Annotated in this window: 22 protein-coding genes; 7 read left to right on the top strand and 15 right to left on the bottom strand. The window is 45.1% G+C overall.

From position 1 onward, the window contains the following. Nucleotides 1-421: 421 nt before the first annotated feature. From B092_RS0101870 to B092_RS0101905, 8 genes are all read right to left on the bottom strand, one after another. Complete coding sequence (locus B092_RS0101870) at nucleotides 422-898, bottom strand: aminoacyl-tRNA deacylase (RefSeq protein WP_018573548.1); 477 nt, start codon at nucleotides 896-898, stop codon at nucleotides 422-424. A gap of 5 nt (nucleotides 899-903) precedes the next feature. After that, the gene (locus B092_RS13480; RefSeq protein WP_018573549.1) at nucleotides 904-2,271 is read right to left on the bottom strand and encodes a solute symporter family protein; all 1,368 of its coding nucleotides are present in this window, start codon (nucleotides 2,269-2,271) and stop codon (nucleotides 904-906) included. A 6-nt stretch (nucleotides 2,272-2,277) separates the two neighbouring features. Further along, a complete protein-coding gene (locus tag B092_RS0101880; protein WP_018573550.1) occupies nucleotides 2,278-2,487 on the bottom strand; it encodes a hypothetical protein in 210 nt (69 codons plus the stop codon). Nucleotides 2,488-2,678: 191 nt separating this feature from the next. Continuing rightward, entirely contained in the window at nucleotides 2,679-3,479 is an 801-nt protein-coding gene (locus B092_RS0101885; protein WP_018573551.1) for a MetQ/NlpA family ABC transporter substrate-binding protein, read from the bottom strand. A 15-nt stretch (nucleotides 3,480-3,494) separates the two neighbouring features. After that, nucleotides 3,495-3,824: a hypothetical protein gene (locus B092_RS0101890; RefSeq protein WP_018573552.1), complete on the bottom strand. Its 330-nt coding sequence runs from the start codon at nucleotides 3,822-3,824 to the stop codon at nucleotides 3,495-3,497. Nucleotides 3,825-3,842: 18 nt separating this feature from the next. Further along, nucleotides 3,843-4,691 carry a pantoate--beta-alanine ligase gene (panC, locus tag B092_RS0101895; protein WP_018573553.1) on the bottom strand — a complete coding sequence of 283 codons (849 nt, stop codon included), beginning with the start codon at nucleotides 4,689-4,691 and terminating at the stop codon, nucleotides 3,843-3,845. A 1-nt stretch (nucleotide 4,692) separates the two neighbouring features. After that, nucleotides 4,693-5,574 (bottom strand): segregation and condensation protein A, encoded by an 882-nt coding sequence (locus tag B092_RS0101900; RefSeq protein WP_018573554.1) that lies wholly within the window; start codon nucleotides 5,572-5,574, stop codon nucleotides 4,693-4,695. 28 nt (nucleotides 5,575-5,602) lie between these two features. Then, on the bottom strand, nucleotides 5,603-5,791 hold the full coding sequence (locus B092_RS0101905; protein WP_026253536.1) for a DUF3460 family protein: 189 nt from the start codon (nucleotides 5,789-5,791) through the stop codon (nucleotides 5,603-5,605). 137 nt (nucleotides 5,792-5,928) lie between these two features. On the opposite strand from B092_RS0101905, the gene B092_RS0101910 reads away from it, so the two are divergent. From B092_RS0101910 to mutY, 3 genes are read left to right on the top strand one after another with little or no spacing between them, the layout of a single operon-like run. Then, the gene (locus B092_RS0101910) at nucleotides 5,929-6,600 is read left to right on the top strand and encodes a cell division ATP-binding protein FtsE (RefSeq protein ID WP_018573556.1); all 672 of its coding nucleotides are present in this window, start codon (nucleotides 5,929-5,931) and stop codon (nucleotides 6,598-6,600) included. Further along, complete coding sequence (locus B092_RS0101915) at nucleotides 6,593-7,513, top strand: cell division protein FtsX (RefSeq protein WP_018573557.1); 921 nt, start codon at nucleotides 6,593-6,595, stop codon at nucleotides 7,511-7,513. Before B092_RS0101910 ends, B092_RS0101915 begins: the two co-directional genes overlap by 8 nt. A gap of 6 nt (nucleotides 7,514-7,519) precedes the next feature. After that, nucleotides 7,520-8,596 carry an A/G-specific adenine glycosylase gene (gene mutY, locus B092_RS0101920; protein ID WP_018573558.1) on the top strand — a complete coding sequence of 359 codons (1,077 nt, stop codon included), beginning with the start codon at nucleotides 7,520-7,522 and terminating at the stop codon, nucleotides 8,594-8,596. Between the two features lie 19 nt (nucleotides 8,597-8,615). On the opposite strand, the gene rodA is transcribed toward mutY, so the two are convergent. From rodA to B092_RS0101950, 6 genes are all read right to left on the bottom strand, one after another. After that, a complete protein-coding gene (rodA, locus tag B092_RS0101925; protein ID WP_026253537.1) occupies nucleotides 8,616-9,776 on the bottom strand; it encodes a rod shape-determining protein RodA in 1,161 nt (386 codons plus the stop codon). Between the two features lie 2 nt (nucleotides 9,777-9,778). Continuing rightward, on the bottom strand, nucleotides 9,779-11,896 hold the full coding sequence (mrdA, locus tag B092_RS0101930; protein WP_051077697.1) for a penicillin-binding protein 2: 2,118 nt from the start codon (nucleotides 11,894-11,896) through the stop codon (nucleotides 9,779-9,781). Nucleotides 11,897-11,914: 18 nt separating this feature from the next. Beyond that, a complete protein-coding gene (gene mreD / locus B092_RS0101935; RefSeq protein WP_018573561.1) occupies nucleotides 11,915-12,481 on the bottom strand; it encodes a rod shape-determining protein MreD in 567 nt (188 codons plus the stop codon). 5 nt (nucleotides 12,482-12,486) lie between these two features. Beyond that, complete coding sequence (gene mreC / locus B092_RS0101940; protein WP_018573562.1) at nucleotides 12,487-13,359, bottom strand: rod shape-determining protein MreC; 873 nt, start codon at nucleotides 13,357-13,359, stop codon at nucleotides 12,487-12,489. 131 nt (nucleotides 13,360-13,490) lie between these two features. Next, a complete protein-coding gene (locus B092_RS0101945) occupies nucleotides 13,491-14,534 on the bottom strand; it encodes a rod shape-determining protein (RefSeq protein ID WP_026253539.1) in 1,044 nt (347 codons plus the stop codon). 290 nt (nucleotides 14,535-14,824) lie between these two features. Next, complete coding sequence (locus tag B092_RS0101950; RefSeq protein WP_018573564.1) at nucleotides 14,825-15,718, bottom strand: LysR substrate-binding domain-containing protein; 894 nt, start codon at nucleotides 15,716-15,718, stop codon at nucleotides 14,825-14,827. A 111-nt stretch (nucleotides 15,719-15,829) separates the two neighbouring features. Here B092_RS0101950 and B092_RS0101955 point away from each other — a divergent pair, with 111 nt between their 5' ends. The 4 genes from B092_RS0101955 (at nucleotide 15,830) to gatB (ending at nucleotide 22,292) form a co-directional block, all read left to right on the top strand. Beyond that, on the top strand, nucleotides 15,830-18,832 hold the full coding sequence (locus tag B092_RS0101955; protein WP_018573565.1) for an FAD-binding and (Fe-S)-binding domain-containing protein: 3,003 nt from the start codon (nucleotides 15,830-15,832) through the stop codon (nucleotides 18,830-18,832). A 167-nt stretch (nucleotides 18,833-18,999) separates the two neighbouring features. Next, nucleotides 19,000-19,308, top strand: coding sequence for an Asp-tRNA(Asn)/Glu-tRNA(Gln) amidotransferase subunit GatC (gatC, locus tag B092_RS0101960; protein WP_018573566.1), 309 nt, complete (start codon nucleotides 19,000-19,002; stop codon nucleotides 19,306-19,308). 15 nt (nucleotides 19,309-19,323) lie between these two features. Further along, nucleotides 19,324-20,835: an Asp-tRNA(Asn)/Glu-tRNA(Gln) amidotransferase subunit GatA gene (gene gatA, locus B092_RS0101965; RefSeq protein WP_018573567.1), complete on the top strand. Its 1,512-nt coding sequence runs from the start codon at nucleotides 19,324-19,326 to the stop codon at nucleotides 20,833-20,835. Between the two features lie 2 nt (nucleotides 20,836-20,837). Next, a complete protein-coding gene (gene gatB, locus B092_RS0101970) occupies nucleotides 20,838-22,292 on the top strand; it encodes an Asp-tRNA(Asn)/Glu-tRNA(Gln) amidotransferase subunit GatB (RefSeq protein ID WP_018573568.1) in 1,455 nt (484 codons plus the stop codon). Nucleotides 22,293-22,401: 109 nt separating this feature from the next. On the opposite strand, the gene dcm is transcribed toward gatB, so the two are convergent. Next, nucleotides 22,402-23,775 carry a DNA (cytosine-5-)-methyltransferase gene (dcm, locus tag B092_RS0101975; protein WP_018573569.1) on the bottom strand — a complete coding sequence of 458 codons (1,374 nt, stop codon included), beginning with the start codon at nucleotides 23,773-23,775 and terminating at the stop codon, nucleotides 22,402-22,404. Between the last annotated feature and the right edge of the window lie 84 nt (nucleotides 23,776-23,859).

Consider the following 23,859-nt stretch of genomic DNA (forward strand, 5'->3'; position numbering starts at 1 on the left):
GTTGCCGTTATAACTTCACAAAGAAAACTTATGTTTTACTTATAACTTTGCAAAATTCTTATAATAAATCAATGAATAAGATAATTTATCAGCCTAGGGCGGTGAGACGATTGCTGAAAATCCCCTCTCATAAGCTTTATCCGCGAAAAAATTAATTTACTAGCTGATATGCCTTACTGCTCAAACGTAAAAAAACGTGATGAACGCACATCCTAACCAGCAAATAATCCGTAACAAACAGGGTGAGCCTGAGTATGTAGTTCTTCCTTATGCGGACTACTTACAACCCATACAACAAAGTATCATCAATCTTGAGCATGGCGTACCAAATCAAGTAGTTGACCTTATGTTTGACAAAGACTATACGCCTGCAAAAGCATGGAGAGAATATCTAGGCATGGCTCAGGCTCATAATCAAAGACTACTTACTCACCTCAATCGCTTTAACACCGATATGATGCAACAAGTCAGGGCTAATTTTTAAGCTGACACCCCGCCTCCCCCCATTGATAAAGATACTGTCCATCTCAAAAATCGTATGCTCAGCATAGATGGGTATATTGGCCTTAATACCAAAAGGTGAGGTTCCGCCAAACTCATAGCCTGTCCACTTATGGGCTAACTCATAAGAAGCCGGACTGACGTTTTTGACATTAAATTCTTTACGCAAGGTTTTGGTATCAATACGCTGATCGCCATGCTGCAACACCATATAGCCCTTAGAGCGTTCATCCGTAAAAACAATGCTTTTAATGACCTGATGCACCGGCACATTTAAGAAATCAGCCATAAACTCGGCTGTACCCTCAACCTCACCGGCACATTCAAACACTTCATAAGGTAGCTTTTGTCGATCTAGAAATAAGGTTGCGGGTGTTTTGATAGTTGATTTTTTCATAATAATTAACTGGTCTTTTTACGATCCCCTAGCAACCAAATGATTAGAAAACTAAATGGTAAAACAAATAAGGTCGGGCTACGATAAGGATGCAATTCACTGAAACCAAAGATATTTACCCATACTGTATTACTGGAAATAATAAAAATCAAGCTACCTAACGAACCGATTAACAGTGAGTAAAACGCACCTCTTTCATTAAAGCCTTTGAAGTAGAAACGACAAAACATCACCGGAAAATGCGCACTGGCGACCCACGCAAAGGCAATACCAAATAAAAAGGCGATATTCACCTCTCTAAACAAATAGGCTAAGCCCACACCTGACAAAAATATGGCGACCACAGATAGCTTTGCGATGACCAAATTGCTACGCTGCTTAGGTAATAATACCGGGATAAGATCCTGAGTAATGCTGGCACTCGCTGCCATCACTAAACCCGCAATCACAGCCAACACGGTAATAAAGACTAAAATAGCCAACACCCACTGAAACCCCGAACCACCCAATAACCTTGCCAGATGCAACAGCACCATATTATTACCACCATCGAGGGTTTGGCCATTAAGTAAGATAAAAGCACCGAAACCGATCAGCAAATTAAGGGTAAAAAATATAGCAATTAAAAAAGTAGCTCCTGCAGCAGAGTAGAGTGCGGTTTTTTCATCTTTGACTGTAAAAAATCGCATTAAGATATGCGGTAGACCAAGCAATCCAAGCGATAAACCTAAAATCAATGAAACTTGCTCAATCCCTAAACTAATCGCCGGACTTGGCATCAAAGCGTTAAAGTTTGATAAGTCGGCAACTCGCTCAAAGAGAGGAGCCACTGAAAAATCGAATGACTTTAAAACTAAAAAAGTCATCACACCGGCAAAGAGAAAGAGCAATAAGGCCTTAATACTCTGCACCATGGTCGTTGCCTTCATACCGCCAAACAGCACCAATACGCCGGTCAATACCCCCACACAAAGAAGCGACACCGTGTAGTTAATACCAAAAAGCAATGAGAGTAAGGCCCCTGCTCCTACCAACTGTACTAATAAATAAAATATAGAAATCAGCAAACTGGTGGAGGCACTTAATACTTTTAAACGCTGACTATTAAAGCCCCTATTAATCACATCAGAAAACGTAAAGGCCTCAGTCTGACGCAATTTATCAGAAAAAAGAATAAGCAACAGCACCCAACCGATCAAGGTAGCGACTGCATAAAATAGTGAATCCATGCCCTGTCCAAAGTACATGGCAATAGACCCCAAAAAAGCGGCTGCTGATAGATAATCACCTGTTAGGGCTAAGGCGTTTTGTGTCGAACCAATAGAGCGCCCAACTAAAAAGTATTGCGCGGTATTGCTAGTTGATTGTGTCATTGCGATTTATCTATGCTGTTGCCGATTTTGATGAATAATGACGTAAATAATCGCCATCAAAACACCCCAAAACATGACTGCTACTCCCAGAAAAAGAGAGCTTGGAATAGTTAAAATAGAGCTTGTCGCTAAGTGCTGAGGCACCATACCCAGCAAGAGGTAATAAATCACCATAGGCAGCAAGGTTACGATGATTAATAACAATCGATAATTCACTTTGAATAGGTTCCTATCGGACGTTGATTAGAGGTCATAAAATTATCAATGAATTAAAAACAGATCGCAAATCAGATTTTTATAAAAACGAATAACTTTAAAGACAATTAAGAGAAGTTAACGATATTTAAGTAGGCAATAAAAAAGGAGAGCATACTTACCCTCCTTTTAAACACTCACACACCTAAAAACTAAGGTGCTTTAACCGGAATGACCGTCCCTTGATACTTTTCCTCAATAAACTTTAAGGTTTCGGGACTTTGCCAAGCCGCATTCAACTTCTGAATCGCTTCTCTATCCTGATTATCTACACGGCTGGCACAAAGATTAGCATAAGGAGAGTCCGTATCCTCCATAAATAGACTATCGCGCTGAGGGTTGAGATTAGCATCTAAGGCATAGTTAGTGTTAATCACCGCTAAATCGACATCACTGAGTACACGTGGAATCGTCGCTGCCTCTAACTCAACAAACTTTAACTTCTTAGGGTTTTGGGCAATATCACGTGAGGTCGCAAAAAGATTATCCGGATCTTCCAGGGTAATTAAACCCGCTTTTTGCAACAACAAAAGCGCACGTGCGCCGTTGGTTGTATCCGAAGGGATAGCAACAGAAGCACGGTCCTTTAACTCATCGATAGAATTAATTTTAGTCGAATATGCGCCTAATGGAATAACATACGTGTAGCCCTGAGGCACAAGCTCTTGCCCCTCATTGGCATTAAAAGAATCCAAGTGTGGTTTATGCTGAAAGCAGTTCATATCGACTTGCTTTTCTACTACCTGTTGGTTAGGCTGAATAAAGTCGGTAAAAACATGAACTTTTAAATCCACGCCCTGCTCCGCTAATTGATCAACCATAAACTCTAGAATCTCGGCAGCGGGCACCGGTGTAGCCGCCACACTTAATGTCTCATTTGCAGAAGCTGTACCGGTGACCATCAAAGCGCTGGTCATTAGCGCACTTAGCTTAAGGGCAAAATTTTTTTTCATCTACCTTCCTAAAATTTATTTTTGTTCAGTGTCATTTAAATTGGCATCACTTGACGCACCATCGCCTTGTTCTGATGCTTTGAGCGCGGCTTGTGTTGCTGTCGCCTTTTCTTGAGCAGCTTTTTCAGCATCCTCTGCAGCCATTTTTAACGCTCCCGCTGTACCTACCAGCGCCGCATTTTCTTGCGCTTTACGTAGCTTACCATCCGCACCAAACGCCTCCGGGTACTTTTTACGGAAATGATTTGCGAGCATTTTCATGGCAAGCAAATGAATGATCACCAAAAAAGCGACCAACACAAGGGCCAACCAAAGAATGTTTGGATAAGAAAATAATGAGCTCATCAATCCATCCTTTGGCTTTTAATAAGTAACTTCTAAGTTATCAATGAGTCGCGTGGTACCTAATTTGGCCGCGCCCAGAACCACTAAAGGCTCCTTATTCGCGATTTCTTCAGGCGTTGGCTGCAATAAATCGGACTGACGTCGGACGGTTAGATAGTCAACCGCCCAGCCTCGGTCACTTAGCGCTTCAACCGCTTCTCTATCTATTTTTTTAGTATCAATCTCACCGGCCGCTAAACGCGCTTCCATGTGTGTCAGTGTATTGTAAAGACTGATCGCTTCGGCTTTTTCATCATCAGATAAATAGCGATTACGGGAAGACAAAGCTAATCCATGCTCATCACGTACCGTCTCATGAGCCACGATTTCAACCGGCAACTGGAACTGCCTGCACATCTGACGTACCACCATCAACTGCTGGTAGTCCTTTTTACCAAACACAGCCACCTTAGGCTGCACACAAGAAAAGAACTTCATTAAGACCGTAGAAACGCCCTCAAAGAAACCCGGACGAGCTTCACCCTCAAGAATGTTACCTAAGTTATCCGGGGTCTGCACGCTAAAACTCTGAGGCTCAGGGTAGATCTCTTTGAGCGTTGGCGCAAAAAGCACATATACATCACGCAAATCCTCCAGCTTCGCAATATCCTCTTCGAGGGTACGCGGGTACTTATCGAAATCCTCATTAGGACCGAACTGCAAGGGATTAACAAAGATACTGGCAACCACCGGGTCACCGTACTGACGGGCCATGCGCATGAGAGACAAATGCCCTTCGTGTAAATTACCCATCGTGGGTACATAGGCAGTGCGTAATTGACCACTTAATTGTTGTCTTAATTCTTCAATGGTACGAACAACTTTCAAATTAATTCTCCACAACCTCCGTCACACTGATATAAGCGAGACGGACGTAAATAGGGGCATAAGGTTCTGCTTGTGTAATGTCTACCAAACTTTCACGAGCTAATTCTAACAAAGCTAAAAAGTGTACTACAACTACGGCGGCGGTATCACCGGAATCAACTCGCTCTATAAAGAGCTCCTTGAACTCCATAAAGCGCACGCTGCCTAAACGGCGTAAAATATGGCCCATGTGCTCGCGTACCGAAAACTGCTCGCGACTGATGTGATGCTTTTTATTTAAGCTGGCACGCCGCATAATCTCAGCCCACGCCTGCTTTAAATCATCCGGACTGACCTCTGGCAACAGCTGCTCGACTTCAATTTCTTTATGCGCTCGAGCGCGCTGGAAATCTCGCCCTAATTGTGGCTGCTCATCTAAATAACGTGCAGCCAGTTTCATTTTTTCATATTCCAATAAGCGTCGGACTAACTCCGCTCGAGGATCATCCACCTCCTCTTCTGAGTCTGACTTCTTAATGGGTAGCAACATGCGGGATTTAATTTCTATCAGCATAGCTGCCATTAGGAGATACTCGGCAGCCAGCTCTAAATTATGCTCGCGGATTTGCTCGACATAACCTAAATATTGCTGAGTCACTTCCGCCATCGGTATATCAAGCACATTAAAATTTTGCTTGCGGATCAGATAGAGCAAAAGATCCAGAGGCCCCTCAAAGGCTTCTAAAAAAATCTGTAAGGCATCAGGAGGGATGTACAAATCCTGTGGCACATTAAATAAAGGCTCGCCATAAAGGCGAGCTAAGGCCACATTGTCGACAGTAGCAGGTGTACTATCGACTGTCGGGTTATGTAACTGTGCTAAATCAGACTCACCAACAGACATCTAGATGGTGCTTGAAAACTAACAGGATTTATTTGTTGTGATATACGTAAGGCTTTTGAGGTACGCGAGCGGCTTTGTATTGCTCTTGTAACTCCAGATCAATCTCTTTGTCCCACAGTAATCCGCGACCTTCGCGCTGACGCTTTTCTGTATCAGGATGATCTTTTTTGTATTGATTAATGAATTGAGTCACCTCAGAAACATAACTTGCCATCATATTTCCCTAAATAAAATTAACACACAAGTAGTCTTAAAGTTTAACAGAAAGCCGGCGACGAGCTACGCTAAAAATCCCTTATTGCTGTTAAAATCATTAGGTTAATAATTAATTCATGGTTTTTCCTCGGGCAACTAATGATTGAATTCCAGCATGTATTCAAATCCTATGGTCAGGGACCAAATATTCTCGCAGATCTTAATTTTAAAATTAATGCAGGCGAGTTTATTTTTGTCTCCGGTCCTTCGGGTGCGGGTAAGTCTACTCTCCTCAAGCTCATTGGCGGTTTAGAAAGGCCCAGTCGCGGCATGATTGCGATTAAGGGGCAGCGTTTAGACAAACTACAATCACGAGAGCGGCCTTACTTACGTCGTCGTGTCGGCATTATTTTGCAAGATACCCATCTGCTCTATGACCGCAGCGCACTCGCTAATGTCATGCTGCCGATGGCCGTGATGGGCCATAGCACAAAAAGTGCTGAAGCACGAGCGCGTGCGGCAATTTATAAAGTCGGCCTTGGTGGTAAAGAGCGTATGAACCCGGTTGAGCTCTCAGGCGGTGAGCAGCAACGCCTGGCTATTGCCCGCGCCATTGTTAATAGACCGGCTATTTTATTAGCCGACGAACCCACTGCCAACCTTGATCAGGAAAATGCCCGCTTGATTCTAGACGTTTTCAAGGACTTTAATCAGGTGGGGGTGACCACTCTGATTGCTTCTCACGATAAGCCCCTGCTACAGCAGCATGCCAATCGCACCCTCTTGGTAGAACCGGGTAAATTTGTTGATCTGGGAGTTCATCATGCGTAGTTGGTTAAGACAGCATGCATACGCCCTCAAGGTCGCCTTGCGTCGTATTGCACAAACGCCTTTTTCTTCATTGGCTAATATCCTGGTGATTGCCTTTGTTTTATCATTACCATTAATCGCTGCCTCATTATTGGTTTCTTTAGAGCCGGTCACTCGTACCGTATCGGTTAACCCGGCAGTCACTTTATTTATGAAGGATACGGTTAGCATTGATGACACTCATGACTTAGCCGTCGCCATTCACCAAGACAACTCAGAGCTCGTTCAAGAGATTCAAGTAGTGGACAAAAATGACGCGCTTGAAGACTTAAAAAACACCCCTGCTTGGACCGAATCGCTCAGTGTATTGGCTAAAAACCCCCTACCCCACGCTATTATTATCACCTTGAGTAACTCCGAGCAGGAGTTCGTCAATTCTGAGCGTGTGCTAAGCTTTACTGACCAACTCGCCACTTATGAGCAGGTTGATTTAGTACAGTTTGATAGTGATTGGGTACAAAAGCTTCAAGCCATTATGACGTTCATTAAGGTGGTCTTAATCTTACTGGCTATCGGGGTATCAGTGGTCGTGATCGCAACCGTCTTCAACACGGTACGCATGCAGGCCTTAGTTCAGCGTGATGAAATTGCCGTCGCTCGCTTGGTAGGAGCAACCGAGACCTTTGTCCGCCGACCATTCTTATACTTCGGAGCGGTCGTCGGTCTGGCTGCGGGAGTCGTGGCTATCGGACTGACATCTATCGCTATCATGATGGTAAACAGCTCCATCAAAGATGTCTTTGCACAGAGTTACGAGCAGCCTTTTTTAGTGCATTTACCGGATCTGTTCTGGTTACTCTTTAGCATTGTGATTGCTATGTTAATTGCTGCTGCCGCAGCGCGCTGGTCAGTCACACGCCACAGTAAGTTCTAATTAGCAATGAGTAATTTTGTACAAAAGCTATGTGCTTGGCAACAAGCACATGGCCGCCATGACTTGCCTTGGCAGAGCACAGACCCTTATCGGGTTTGGCTCTCAGAAATCATGTTGCAACAGACGCAGGTAGCTACGGTTATTGATTACTACAAACGCTTTTTAGAACGCTTTCCAACGATCAGCGAATTGGCAAGCGCTGAGCAATCGGAAGTAATGAGCTATTGGGCTGGTTTAGGATACTACGCACGCGCTCGCAACTTGCATCGTTGTGCCCAAATTGTCGTCGAGCAATATGGCGGTGTTTTCCCACGCGAGTACGAAGACATCGTTGCCCTTCCGGGAATTGGTCGCTCCACAGCACACGCTATTATGGCGTTTTGCTATGGTGCACCTACACCTATCATGGACGGGAATGTCAAAAGACTGTTTACCCGCTACTATGGTATCAAAGGTGTCACCAGCACAGCGGCTGTAGAAAAGCAACTCTGGTCCCAAGCTGAAAAAACCTTGAATGAAGCCCTTGGCGATGAGCACACGCACGTTGATATGGCCTGTTATACCCAAGCTCTAATGGACTTTGGTTCGCTAATCTGCACTCGCAGTAAGCCACTGTGTGATGATTGCCCTGTGGCTGGCTCCTGCTATGCCAAAACGCATAACTTACAAAAAGAGCTACCGACATCTAAAGCCAGAAAGACCACGCCCACTCGTCATACAGTTATGCTATTACTGGTACACGATAACCACATATGGCTGGAACAACGCCCTCAGCAAGGGATTTGGAGCGGCTTATTATCCCTACCTAGCTTTGATGATACAGAGGCGCTGATCCACTACCTACAAAATCAGGGAATGGCCATTAACCCAGCAAAGGATCTCATTAAACTGGCTGCTTTTGAGCATATTTTTAGCCATTTTAAATTACATATACAGCCTATTTTAGTGAAAACCACTGGTGCTCAATCACTACTGGACAGTAGCTCTAAGCAAGGGTACTATCATTTGCATAGCTGGCAAACACTACCTATCCCCAAACCCGTTAGCACCTTATTAGAAACCTTAGCAACGACTGACATTTAATACGTCACCACAGTCAAACTTAGTGCTCTAAGTATTGCCTTTGATCCGCAACACTAGGTACATAATTAGAAATACTCATCAACATACCGCAAGCCACCCCCAAGGTAACAAGTGCCGTACCGCCATAACTCATAAAGGGCAAAGGTACGCCGACCACCGGCAATATACCCATCACCATGCCAATATTGACAAAGATATAGACAAAGAAGGTCATGGTAATCGCACCCGCTAAAAGTCGGCCGAATTGGGTTTTAGCTTTTAAGGCGATCATAAAACCGCGTCCCAAAAATAGGGTATACAAAGCCAGTAATAAGATACAGCCGTATAAACCAAACTCTTCTGCATACACGGCAAAAATAAAGTCCGTGGTCCGCTCGGGAATAAAGTCTAAATGCGTCTGAGTACCTTGCATATAGCCCTTACCATAAACCCCTCCGGAACCAATAGCAATCATTGCTTGAATAGTATGAAAGCCTTTGCCTAGAGGGTCGGTAGTTGGATCCATGAGTGTACAGACCCGGCTTTTTTGATACTCATGCAAAATAACCCAATCAAAGCCCGGCTGGCAAAGCTCATTCTGATAAGCGATAAGTAACGTCAGTCCGCTAACACCGAGAACAAACACCGGCACAATCAGTTTAAAAGATAAACCGGCAAAATAAATAACGACCAAACCGCTTGCCAGTACCAATAAAGCGGTTCCCAGATCCGGTTGCTTAATAATCAACGCAAATGGCACCATCAAGAGGATGATCGCCACCATAAAATCCATCAACGATAAGCTGTTACGATAACGGTCAAAATACCAAGCCAACATCAATGGCATAGCTAACTTCATCATTTCCGAAGGTTGGATTGTTGCGACGCCGAGATTTAGCCAGCGTGTCGCTCCTTTTTGGGTAATCCCGAAAAACTCCACCCCCACCAGCAAAATAAGACCTACGATATAAATCGGCACAGATAATCGCATTAGTACCGGCGGCTTAATCATCGCGACAATCCACATCGCAAAAAACGCAATGCTGAAGTTTCTCAGCTGACCGGCAAAGCGGTAGTCCGTACTGCCCACCGCCGAGTGCATCACCAGCATGCTCAGACCAAAAAAAGCCAATAAAATCAATAACAAAGGCCAATCAAAGCAACGCAAGGAGCGTAGCATCTGACTCATCAATTTAGTCATCATTAACCCAACCCTCCTTCATTTTGGGTTTTAGTGACAGTGGTCGCTTGGGTCGACTGCTTTTCAGACTGGGCAGGTCGTGAGATTCTCGTTTGCTGACTCGGAATGGGGTTACCTAAAATCTCCGGTAACGGCTGTATAACGTCCTCTTCCTCAATATTCGTTGGCGCCTCAGGTATCTTAATATCCGGCGAAACAGCTTCCGTCGCATCACCTTCCATCTCTAAAAAGTTAGGCGTATAACTTTGACGGTTACGAGTTTGAATATCATCGTCCAACCAATAATCGAAAACTTTTCTGGCAATAGGTGCGGCTACGGTAGAACCCCAACCGCCATTTTCTACAATGACCGCTAAAGCTATCTTTGGATCATCAACCGGGGCAAATCCCATATAAAGCGCATGATCATGCAAACGCTTATCCAAGTTGCGCGCATTATAGGTAGCGCCCCTTAAACTGAATACCTGCGCTGTCCCTGTTTTACCTGCTGATTCATAATTAGCTCCTTGAAACACTCGTCGGGCCGTACCATGCGTGGGTACTTCGGCGAGCGCCCTCTTAACCACATTAATATCCGCTTGACTCATCTCAATCTTATACTCAGGCGATGAAACAACCGGTTCGGCACGTTTTTGGGTAGGATTTTCCAGCCAATTAACAATATGAGGACGGGTATACACCCCATTGGCAGCCAAAGTGGCCGTCGCTTGTGCTAATTGCATCATCGTAAAGGAGTTATACCCTTGACCGACTGCTACCGAAATCGTTTCACCCGGAAACCAGGTTTGCTGCTTAGGATCTTTAAAAGCAGACTGCTTCCACGCTCGTGAAGGCAAAACGCCCTTCTTTTCATGTGGCAAATCAATCCCTGTCTGCTTACCAAAGCCGAATTGAATCGCAAAATCATGCAGGGCATCCACCCCAATAATAGGCCCTAAACTGAAGAAGTAACTGTCTGATGAAACGACCAAGGCACGATGCATATCAATTGAGCCATAAACCGCACCGCCGGCATTTCTAAAGCGTTGGTTACCAAATTCAAAATAGCCCGGATCATAAATGCGCGTTTTTGCGTCACGCGCATTTAATGTGAGTGCTGCCAACGCGACAAAAGGCTTATAGGTTGAACCAATGGGGAAGGTACCATAGATCGGCCGATCGATGAGTGGATGATCGGGTGAATCAGAGAGGCGACGCCAATTCTCCACATCAATACCATCGACAAATAAATTAGGGTCAAAAGAAGGGGCTGACACATAGGCCAACACCTGACCATTTCTCGGATCAATAGCAACTAAAGCGCCACGCTGAGGGTTTTCAGGGTCATTAAAGATCCCTTCAACCATCCGTTGTAGACCAATATCTATCGATAAGCGTAAATTATCACCGGGAATAGGATCGGTACGCTCTAAAACACGGACAGGGCGACCGGAGGCGGCAATTTCCACCTGCTCCCAACCCGGCTTACCGTGCAAGACCTTTTCATAACTTAACTCAAGGCCTTTTTTACCAATCACATCGGTACCGCGATAATCACCCTCCAGCTCCTCTTCCTGAATGCGCTCATAATCTCGTTCAGATATGCGGCCAATATAGCCAATCAAATGCGCTGCAGACTCGCCTTGAGGGTACTCACGAACCCAACGCGCTCGAATATTCACTCCCGGAAACTTAAATGAGCGTACGGCAAAAGAGGCAGCTTCTTCATCGGTCAAATTACTACGCAAAATAATCGAGGTATAACGCGTATTAGCACCCATGCGCTGCTTAAAGCGCCGAATATCCAGTGGAGAAATCGGAATAATTTTCCCGACAGCTTCAATCATGGCATCAATATCAGCAATCTGCCCGGGCACCACCTCCAGGGTGTAGTCGCGGTAACTACGAGCTAAGACCTCACCATTACGGTCATAGATATTACCTCGCTTGGGGACGATAGGGACCAAAGAAATACGATTCTGATCGGCCCGTTCAGAAAAGCCCTGATAACGCTCAACCTGTAGAACCCACAGTCGATAAATTAAAATAGAAAAACAACAAAGTACAAAAATCGCTGCGACGGATACCCGCAAACGATTCCTCGTCCTTTCTATCTTAGTTCGTCGTCTTTGTTCAAACATGAGCTAATTTCTTTATTCCTAAACAACGGCATCTTCGTCATTGACCAGTTGCCATGGCAACTTCAAAATCAAATCAGCACAAAGCCACAGCACAACGTTAATAAAACCGCCTAACATCCAGCCCCAACCACTCCACGTACTCGCCATCCAAGCGTTAAGCATATGCTCAGGCAAAGGGATGAATAAAAAAATGGGCAACATATAGACCATCTGACCGATGACTTCAAAATTCAGCATGGTTTTGCGAATTTTAAATACCAGATACATGGTCAATACATACGTAATGGCGTGACTTCCTAATACGGTAGTGTCATGGACATCCATTAAAAAGCCGAAAATAAAGGCTGCAACCAAACCGACGCCACCGGCACCATGCGCCCCCCAAAAAGTCAGAACAACTAATAACAAATCGGGTGCACCATCCCAATTGCGCCAAGGGAGCAAAGACGCAAGCCAAACAAGCACAATGCTTATCCAGACATAATATGGATGAGCATTAAAACTATAATTAACCGCACTCAAGGGTCGCAGGCTTGCTAAAGTACGTCGCTCTTGCTGTCTTTCCGGCTGTTCTTTAGGTGTCATCGATCTCACTCCTCTAAAAATGCGGTTTCATCATTTTCCTTGGGTGGTGTATGCAATAACACGAGGAAGTGTCGATGTCGGTCAGGATGCGCACTCGGCTCGGCAATTGCTCTGACAAAGCCTTGAGCACTGTTGGTTTCAATTGAGGTAATTTCACCGATCATCAAGCCGGCCGGATAATAACCGCCAATCCCACTACTGACCAACTCATCACCTACTTTAATATCTACATCGAGTGATAAATAGCGCACTTCAATTTGTCCGGGCTGACCGCTTCCAAACACCAACACCCTAATGCCATTTCTTTTAAGTAGAGCGGGAACCGATGTTTTGTCATCAGTCACCAAAGCAGCTTCTGCCGTATTTGGGGCCACGCGACGAATCTGCCCGACAATACCACCCTCGGCAATCACCGGCATGCCGGGCTCAATGCCATCCGCGGAACCTTTATTTAAAATGATTGACTCTTTAGATGGGTGCGCAGGCGTATACAACACTTCTACCGCAACAGAAGGCACATCCACTGTCGCCTTAACACCCAGCAGACGGCGAAGCTGCACATTTTCCGTTTCCATCTGCATGGCGCGCATGTTTAGACGGGCATTTTCGATGCGCGCACTTTCAGTATGCCTAATTTGCTCCTCAGTCTGAGTGACAAACTTTGACCAATCATAGATGCTGTTAACCACATCTTTAGGCCAGAGCGCAACGCGCTGAAAGGGATACATTAACGTCGACGTAACTCGACGAACCGGCTCCAAAAATGACCAGTTCGCATCAACAATGATTAACACAATGCATAACAACGCAAGAAAAAACAACTTTACTTCACTTGCTATGCCTTGCCTAAAAAGAGATGGTGACTTTTTGGTCGACATTAAGATAATCGCAAAAAATTAGAAGCAAATGCTACGCTTCGATATCAGCGATAGTCCCACATGTCCTACTTATGATCTCGAAGCGCTAGAAGTGATGGCTGGCCAACGTAAACTAATAACTAATCAAATAACTAGTCGTTAACAAATACCGGGCCTAAGCGCTCTAAATGCTCCAAAGCTTCGCCACAACCATTAACAACACAAGCTAAAGGCTCTTCAGCAATCACTACTGGGATACCTGTTTCCTCTTGTAAAAGACGATCAATGTCTTTTAACAATGCACCACCACCGGTTAATGCAATACCCTTTTCTGTGATGTCCGCACCTAATTCGGGTGGGGTTTGCTCAAGACCGATTTTGACCGCTGAAACAATTTGATTTAAGGGATCGCTAAGCGATTCTAAAATTTCTTTGGAGCTAATCGTAAAGCTGCGTGGCACACCCTCGGTCATATTACGACCCTTGACCTCGATCTCCTTAATTTCAGTCGATGGGAAAGCGGAGCCGATTTCTTTTTTGATGAGCTCAGCTGTCGGATCACCGATTAGCATACCCTTGTTGCGACGGATATAATTGATAATAGACTCATCAAACTTATCACCGCCAACGCGTACAGAGCCTTTGTAGACCATACCGCCGAGAGAAATAACAGCGACCTCAGTCGTACCGCCACCGATATCCACCACCATCGATCCGCTGGCGTCTGAGACATTAAGTCCGGCCCCAATGGCGGCTGCCATCGGCTCCTCAATCAGATAAACCTGACTGGCACCTGCACCTAACGCCGCTTCGCGAATAGCACGACGCTCTACCTGCGTCGAGCCGCAAGGCACGCAAACAATAATACGTGGACTGGGTGAAATCAATGTCCGAGGATTCACCATGCGGATGAACTGCTTAATCATCTGCTCGGTCACCGTAAAATCAGCAATGACGCCATCCTTCATGGGTCGAATCGCCTCGATATTACCGGGTACACGACCAAGCATTTGCTTAGCTGCCTGACCAACCGCCTGAATAATTTTGCGACCATGAGGCCCGCCCTCATGACGAATCGCAACAACGGACGGCTCATCTAAAATGATGCCTTTACCTCGTAAATAAATGAGTGTATTGGCGGTCCCGAGGTCGATCGCCATATCGGTAGAAAAATAACTTCTGAGGAATCCGAACATGATTAAGAGTCTTTGTCGATTACAAATAATAATAAGCCTATAAAAAGGCTCTAAACGTACAGAAAAGTTGCGTTATACTAACACAAAAACAGTGTCTCTAAGGCTGCACTGCAGCCATATCTGAACACCAATGTCATCGCTAAGTACATATCAATATTAGAGATAACATATCATAACGTATTCTAGTTCTTAATCGATGGGATTAGGCGACAATTTAAAAGATGTAACTTCTCATCTACAGATACCTACCCTTGCCCCACTAAAACAGCCCAAAAAGACGTCCTCACTCACTAACTAAAGTCATTGGATAAAATCCACTCGCTGAACTGCTGTAATGTTGGACTACTTGCCAAGCGCCTTGGGTAAATCAAATAATAATTACGCGGACTTGGGATCGGTTCTCCCACAGCAACTAGACTACCCTGCTGTAACTCATCACGGACAAACTGTTCAGGCACAATCCCTAAGCCGATCCCGACACTCACCGCCTGAATTAAATGCGCAGTCACCTCAAAACTCGGCCCCAAGCTGATTTGTCGATGGTCTAAACCATAGTGACTAAACCAGTCACTCCAAGCAGAAGGATGGCTCGACACAGATAGCAACAAAGAACCTGTCGCATAGTCCGGAGCCATTACCTCACTCGTACTCTCTCGCTTATTTGCAACGGCAACCAAATACTCTTTGGCTATCAGATGACTCATTAATTCCGGAGCTGATGGTTTAGCTCGACTGACGATAATCGCTGCGTCAATATCTTCTGCATTAAAATCTATTTGCCCGATACGTGACTGAATATTGATCGTCGCACTGGGGTAGAGTTCATAAAAAGCATGCAGATTAGGCAAAACCCATTTAGAGGCAAAGGTCGGCAAAATAGCCAAACTTAGCGATCCCGCCCCTCGTGCTTTGGACATCACTTGCAGCGTCGCCCCACGAATTTTATCTAAGGCCTCATGCACTGTGGCCGCATATTGCTCTCCCAAATCAGTCAAGCGTACAGAACGCCCAACTCGTTCAAACAAAGTAACATCAAGATGCGCCTCTAACTGACGTATCTGACGACTAATCGCGCTTTGGCTCAAAGATAACTCCTCGGCCGCTCTGACAAAGCTTTGATGACGCGCTGCCGACTCAAAGATCAGCAACAACGACATGGATGGAGTGAGATGACGATAATTCATGAGTTTTATGCAAGTATTGATAACAATAAAATCAATTGTCCTTGACACAACGCTGGACGGATAATAGAAGATAGGCAATTCATTAACTATTATACAAGAGTTAAAGACACCATGAAATCAGAAAAAATCACTCAAAACTATAAAGACTTTCTAAAAGAGCTGGCAAAAACCGGGTTTGCAGGCGACATTCGCATTGACACAGCAAGCCGAGTCGTCATGTCAACAGACAACTCCATTTATCAATCCACACCACAAGCCGTGTTACATCCTAAGAACACGCAAGACGTTCAGCATATTATGCAACTGCTGGCAAAGCCACGCTTTCGCGACATTATCGTTACGCCACGAGGTGGAGGAACCGGGACGAATGGACAGTCATTAACACATGGTATTTTGGTTGACCTGTCTACTCATATGAATCAAATCCTCGAAATAAACCCGGAGGAGCAGTGGGTTAGAGTACAAACAGGTGTCGTTAAAGACCAACTGAATGCCGCCCTAAAACCTTATGGCTTGTTTTTTGCACCGGAACTCTCAACCTCAAACCGAGCAACGATTGGCGGAATGATCAACACCGACGCCAGCGGCCAAGGCAGTTGCGTTTATGGCAAAACCCGCGACCATGTGCTGGAACTGGACATGGTCACCTTAGGTGGACATCGCTTTAACAGCAAGGCTATCGACCCCAACCAACTTAAGCAGCTCACAAACAAAGAAGATCATGTGGCGACTTACTATCAAGCCGCACATGACATCAGCACCCAATATGCCCAACTCATTGAGGACAGCTTCCCCAAGTTAAATCGCTGCCTGACGGGGTATGATTTAGCTCATTTATGGGAAGACAGCACGGACCCCATCGCGGATACTAAATTATTTAATCTTAATAGCATTCTCTGTGGTTCAGAGGGTTCCTTAGGCTTCATGACGGAGGCCAAGCTCAATGTACTACCCATCCCTCTGCATAGTGCGTTGGTTAATATCCAATACCCTGATTTTATGGCCGCACTGCGCGATGCCAGAGCACTCATTGAGCACCAACCATTGTCTATTGAGACCGTTGACTCAACTGTCTTAAAACTGGCGCAAGAAGATTTTATCTGGAGTCAGGTCGAAGAATTTTTCCCGCAAAAAGGCAATAAACAGGCGCTAGGCATTAACCTTGTTGAATTTAGCGGTAACAATCAAACAGAAGTAGCCGACAAGGTCAAAGAATTTACTCAGTTCCTAGAACAAGACCAACAGCTACGCTCCGGTTACACCATCGCTTATGGTCGTGAAGCGATACAAAGAGTTTACGCGATGCGCAAGCGTTCTGTCGGTCTCCTAGGCAATATGCAGGGTGAGGCTAGACCTCAGCCGTTTGTCGAAGACACCGTCGTGCCACCGGAGCATCTAGCTGATTTTATTGAAGAATTCCGTCAACTCCTGGATGAGCATAACTTAAAATATGGTATGTTTGGTCACGTTGATGCCGGCGTCCTACACGTGCGCCCGGCACTCGACATGAAAAACACAGCAGACAGCGAACTCATCAAAACCATCACCGATCAGGTGGTCAGTCTTACCCATAAGTACGGCGGTTTACTCTGGGGGGAGCACGGTAAAGGGCTGCGTTCTGAATATGCGCCGACCTTTTTTGGCAAACTATACCCAGCGCTACAAACCATTAAAGCGGCCTTTGACCCATACAACCAATTAAACCCCGGAAAAATCGCTACCCCACCGGCACCGGAATATAAACTGTTAAAAGTCAATGAAATCAGCTTCCGTGGACATAAAGATCGCTTGATTCCAAAAAACGAATGGCTTGATTATGGTTCAACCATGCACTGTAATGGTAACGGAGCCTGTTTTAACTACGAGCTAGATGATGAGATGTGCCCATCTTGGAAAGCCACTCGTGACCGTGTGCACTCTCCCAAAGGTCGTGCCAGTCTGATGAAAGATTGGTTATACAAAAGCGCCGTGGCAAAAACCCCTGAAGAAAAAGAACAGCTTAAGGAGTTCAGTCACGAGGTTTACAAGGCCATGTCCGGTTGCTTATCCTGTAAATCCTGTGTTGGCCAATGCCCAATCAAAGTAGATATTCCTGATTCACGATCCCGCTTTTTTGAGGTGTACCATCAAAGCCATCGCCGCCCCTTGCGGGATCACGTCATTGCCAACTTAGAATTACTAACTCCTGTCATGGCTAAATTCGGCTCCCTTTATAATCGCCTAATACAACAGCAATGGGTGTCAGGTCTTATCAAAAACCACCTAAAACTGGTACACCTACCTAAAATGGCCAAGGCTTCGACCGATCATATTAAAAAAACGCCGGTCGTACGCCCTGAGGAGGTGCTTAATTGGACCCCACAAAAGCTAGCGACCTCCGTGTTAATTATTCAAGATGCCTTTACTCGCTATTTTGACTCATCCGTCTTGGATGACTTTATTCAACTTATCAAGTATTTAGGCTACGAACCTCACTTGCTGCCTTACTTTGCAAATGGTAAAGCACTGCAAGTACTCGGCTTCCGAGATCGATTTAGCCGACAAGCAATAAAAAACGCAAATAAGCTTAGCGCCCTAAATAAACTGGAACAGCTCAAAATCGTTGGCATGGATCCTGCTTTAACATTAACCTATCGACAAGAGTACCAGAAAGTACCCGGCATCAAAGTCATGCCTAATATTTTGCTGCCGCAAGAGTGGTTAGAGCCGATTTTAAAAGCCAAGGGCAAGATGACCATCACCAACCCTAACGACGCTGTGAATGTGCAGTTTTTTGGTCACTGTACCGAGAAAACCAATGCGCCGGCAAGTCACGCCTTATGGACGTCGATTTTTGACTCGGTGGGTTTAAAAGTCGATGCTCAAAAAACGGGCTGCTGTGGTATGTCAGGTCTGTATGGTCATGAAACGGCCAATGCCGAGGTGTCATCTAAAATTTACGATCTCTCGTGGCGCCATAAAATTGAAACGGCTCAACACAGCGACACGCCGACAGAGATCATGGCTTCAGGCTACTCTTGTAGAAGTCAATGCTCTATTCAATCAAATGCAGAGGTCAAGCACCCGGTGCAGATTTTATTGCAGCACCTTAAGCAGCAGGGTCATGCTTTTTGATAGACTTAAAAAGCAATGCCAATATTGCTCTACTTAGCAGTACAAATAAGCCGGAGATATCTTATAATGAAAAGTTCTGATTTATAATCGATGGGTTATCAGCATCGATCCGGCGAATTCTCTACGCACAGATTGAGCTACCCCACAAATACTTTCTAAAACAATCTATGTCTTTATCCAATCAAGATATTAAACGCATTGCTAATTTAGCGGCAATTAAGATTTCAGATGAGGAATCAAGCCAGTACGAAGCTGAGATCAACTCATTATTGACGATTTTTAACAGCCTAAAAAGCATTGACACTGAGGGCGTTGAGCCTTTAACTCATCCACTCGCCATGCTTGAAGAGGTGCAGCTGCGTCTACGTGATGATGTAGTGACCGAGACTGATACACCGGAGCACCGCGATCAGCTAATGAGTAATGCGCCGGCCAGCACTGAGGGCGTTTTCTTAGTCCCCAAAGTTATTGAATAATTTATTGAGTCAAGCATGTCATTTCCTACTATTGCCGATTTAAACAAAGCACTAGCCAACAAAGAAGTCAGTGCCGTTGAATTAGCTCAAGAAGCGCTTAAAAAAGCAGCCGATCTAAAAGAGCTAAATGCTTTTATTGATATTAATGAAGAACTAAGCCTCAAACAGGCTCGCACTGCTGACGAGCTAATCGCCGCCGGCAAAGCAAATTACCTTACCGGCATTCCTCTAGCCCATAAAGACAACTACGTTACCACCGGCTGGAAAACCACCGCCGCCAGCAAAATGCTGGAAAACTATGTTAGCCCATTTGACGCCTCTGTCGTTGATGACTTACGCAATGCAGGTACCGTCAACATCGGCAAGCTTAACCTGGACGAGTTCGCCATGGGCTCCAGCAACGAGACCTCTTTTTTCGGTGCCGCCCTAAACCCTTGGGACAAATCTAAAATCCCGGGTGGCTCATCCGGTGGTTCAGCCATTGCTGTTGCAGCCGGCATTGTGCCTTTTGCAACCGCTAGCGACTCCGGTGGGTCTATTCGCCAACCTTCTGCCTTGTGTGGTGTTACCGGCATTAAAGGCACGTATGGCTCTATTTCGCGTTGGGGTATGATTGCATACGCATCCAGCATGGATCAGGCCGGTTTAATTGCCCGCAATGCCGATGATTTAGTGGCAGGCTTAGACCTTATCAGTCATTTCGATGAGCGTGATTCTAATAGTGCAACGCACTGCTTTGGAGCACCAAACACGAGTGGGCGAGTAAAAGCCCAGTATGATGCTAAGCGAGCAGAGCTTGATGCAGCAGGCGCAACGCCTTTAAGCGGTTTACGTGTTGGCGTACCAAGTGAATACCAAAGTGATGAATTAAGCGCTGACGCTGACGCGGCTATCCAAAGTGCGATTAAGCAGCTGGAAGCGTTGGGGGCAACGATTGTAGAAATCAGCCTCCCGCATACGGCGGATTGTATTCCAACCTATTATATTTTAGCGCCGGCTGAAGCTTCTTCTAACCTCTCACGCTTTGATGGCGTGCGCTTTGGTCACCGCACGGCTGAACCGGTAGATAATATCGGTGAGTTAATCGCCCTCTCCCGTGCTGAAGCATTTGGTGATGAAGTACGTCGCCGTATGTTTATCGGTACATATGCCTTAACTGAAGGCTACTATGATGCTCTTTATGTCAAAGCGCAACGTGTCCGCCGTTTAATTGCTGACGACTTTAAGCGCGCCTTTGCTGAGCAATGTGACGTTATCGTCGGTCCGGTTACCCCAAGTACCGCACGTACGCTAGGCGACAACAAGGACCTAAAAACCGAGTGGCTTAATGACATTTTCACCCTCAGTGTGAACTTAGCCGGTCTACCTGCCATGTCCTTACCTTGCGGTTTCAGTAACGATGCTAAACCTTTACCAATTGGTTTACAGCTTATCGGCAATTATTTTAATGAGGGTCAGTTGTTAGCGATTGCCGATCGTTTCCAACAACACACAGACTGGCATACACGCAAACCGACGGAAGTATAAAAATGAAATGGGAAATTGTTATCGGTCTAGAAACGCATGTACAGCTCTCGACCGCTTCTAAAATATTTTCCGGCAGCAGTACGGCTGTCGGCGCAGAACCGAATACGCATACATGCGCTACTGACTTAGCATTACCCGGCACCTTACCGGTAATGAATCGCAACGCAGTACACAAGGCAATCCAATTCGGTTTAGCAATCAACGCACACGTCGCTGAATTCTCTCAGTTTGAACGTAAGCATTATTTCTATCCGGACTTACCGAAAAACTACCAGACATCTCAACTTGAGCACCCGATTGTCAGCGGTGGTCAGATTAGTTTTATGGTCGGAGACGAGCTAAAAACGCTCAATCTCACACGTGCTCACCTTGAGGAAGACGCCGGTAAGTCTTTACACGACAACTACCACTTTGAAGATGGCGGTTCAGCGACCGGTATTGACTTAAACCGTACCGGCACCCCACTACTCGAGGTTGTGACTGAGCCTGAGCTACATTCGGCTGCTGAGGCAGTAGCCTATGCCCGCGCCTTACATAGCTTAGTGGTATGGCTTGGCGTTTGTGATGGTAACTTGCAAGAAGGTAACTTCCGCTGTGATGCTAACGTTTCTATTCGTCCTGCCGGCCAAAAGGAATTAGGCACACGCACGGAGATCAAAAACGTGAACTCTTTCCGTTTCTTAGAGCGTGCCATTCTTTATGAAGTTGAACGTCAAATCGAGGTACTGGAAGATGGCGGTACCATTGTCCAAGAAACCCGTCTTTATGATGACGTCAATGACGAAACTCGCAGTATGCGCACCAAAGAGGACGCTCAGGACTACCGCTACTTCCCTTGCCCTGATTTACCTCCATTGATCGTCAGCAAAGAGTGGATTGAAGAAGTACGCCAATCAATGCCTGAACTACCTGATGCCTGCCGCGCACGTTATGAGTCTCAGCTTGGTTTATCCGCTTATGACGCAGCACAAATGACGGTCAATCGTGAAACTGCTGATTACTTTGAAGCTGTCTTGGCTCTTTCCAAAGCCGACAATGCAAAAGTTATCGCCAACTGGATTATGGGTGACGTCAACGCTACCCTCAATAGCTCCGGTCTGGAAATCACTGACATTCCGGTCACACCGGCAGGCTTAGCAAAGTTAGTTGAGCGAATCACTGACGGCACAATTTCTCACAAAGCCGCACGCGACGTTTTCCAAGCGCTTTGGGCCGGAAAAAACGAGGCAGATGTGGATAAAATCATTGAAGCCAAAGGCCTTAAGCAAATCAGTGACACGGGTGCTCTCGAAGCCTTAGTTGATTCGGTCATGGCTGCCAATGCCGACATCGTCGAAGAGTTCCGCTCAGGCAAAGAAAAAGCCTTTAACTCATTAGTCGGTAGAGTAATGCGCGAAGCCAAAGGCAAGGCAAATCCTGCTCAAGTCAACGAGATTTTGAAAAAGAAATTAAGTTAATTTGACTGCTAAAGCTTTTCAAGCATAAATACAAAAACGGGGTTCTGAGTGATTGTCACCAGAACCCCGTTTTATCGTTTTATATGGCTGTGAGAAAAATGGCTTTTTGTTAAGCAGATTTAGCCATAGTATTCTGTTTTTTCACCTGCATAATCCTCGGCTTTATAAATTTGGCAATAGCGGAAAACATTGGTGATACCACTGAGTTTCCAAATTGTTTGTAGGCTTGGGTATCTGATACCGGAATTTTAAATTCACTGCCTTGAGGAGAACTTAAGCCCATTAAACGGGAACATTCAAGCGGCGTTAAACGACGAGGACGTTTTGCCATATTTGCTTCGTTTTCAAAATCTTTACTAAAGTCCCATCCGCGATCAATCAATATTTCAGAGCCATCTTTGTGGTATCTTGCAGATAAGGTACGTGCACGCTCATCTGGACCAACCAATCCGTAGCCGAACCCGTTTCCTTTGGCTCTGTGCTTTTCTGCATAATTGAATAAATATTTCCAAAGGTTGGGGGTCAATATGTATTTATCATCAACCTTATCCGCATCCTCTAAGATATCGCCTAGCACAGGAGATGTGGTTGGTTTAGGCAGGTCTTTGAGACTAAATCCATTGTGGATATTGAGGTCTTTACGGAATCCTATCAATACTATACGTTCACGATTTTGTGGCACCCAGTGTGAGCCGTTAATAATCTTCGGATCATTAGGCCCTGTATGTTCAGCATCTGCCACTTCATACCCAAGCTCAGTAAGTGTCTCAATAATTACTTTGAATGTTTTTCCTCGGTCATGACTCTTCAGGTTTTTAACATTTTCTAAAACAAAAGCAATTGGTTTTTTAGCTGCAATAATTCTAGCCACATCAAAAAACAAAGTGCCCTGAGTTGAGCATTCAAACCCGTGTTTAGCTCCTAGAGAATTTTTCTTTGACACGCCGGCTAGTGAGAAAGGTTGACATGGAAAACCAGCAAGCAGTATGTCATGATTAGGTACGTTGATATCTATGTGTTTATATGCTTCTTCTTCAGAAATGCTTGAATCCATACTCAAAGTGATATCGCGTATATCTTCATTGAAGGTGTGAAAAGCGTGATCGCAAGCAAAATTAGCCTTGTATGTTCTGCGAGCAAACTTATCCCACTCACTACTAAAAACACAGTAGCCATTTTGCTCTTCAAAACCTTTTCTAATACCGCCAATTCCAGCAAATAAATCGATAAAGGTAAAGTCACAATCTTCTAAACTCACTTTAGGTTTGGGAAGTAGTTCTTCTAAGTAGTCATACTCCAACTTGCTTAGTTTAGGCGCAGCTTTACCCTTAAGCCATCGGTTGATAGTCTCTCGTGTCCAATTACTGTTTGGTTGCTTATTAAGGTAATCTGCTAGGAATTGTTGATCATAGATAGATGATAGCTCTTTAATCAACTCATAATCTGTTGGGTATAGATCTAGACCTAACTGAGGTTCATTCATACATTTTACTCCATCCACTGGGTCAATTTAGTGACATCTTATCACGAAACTGACACAATCATTCTTAATTAAATGACTATTTAC

The sequence above is a fragment of the Oligella ureolytica DSM 18253 genome, assembly GCF_000373745.1.
Classification (GTDB): Bacteria; Pseudomonadota; Gammaproteobacteria; order Burkholderiales; family Burkholderiaceae_B; genus Oligella; species Oligella ureolytica.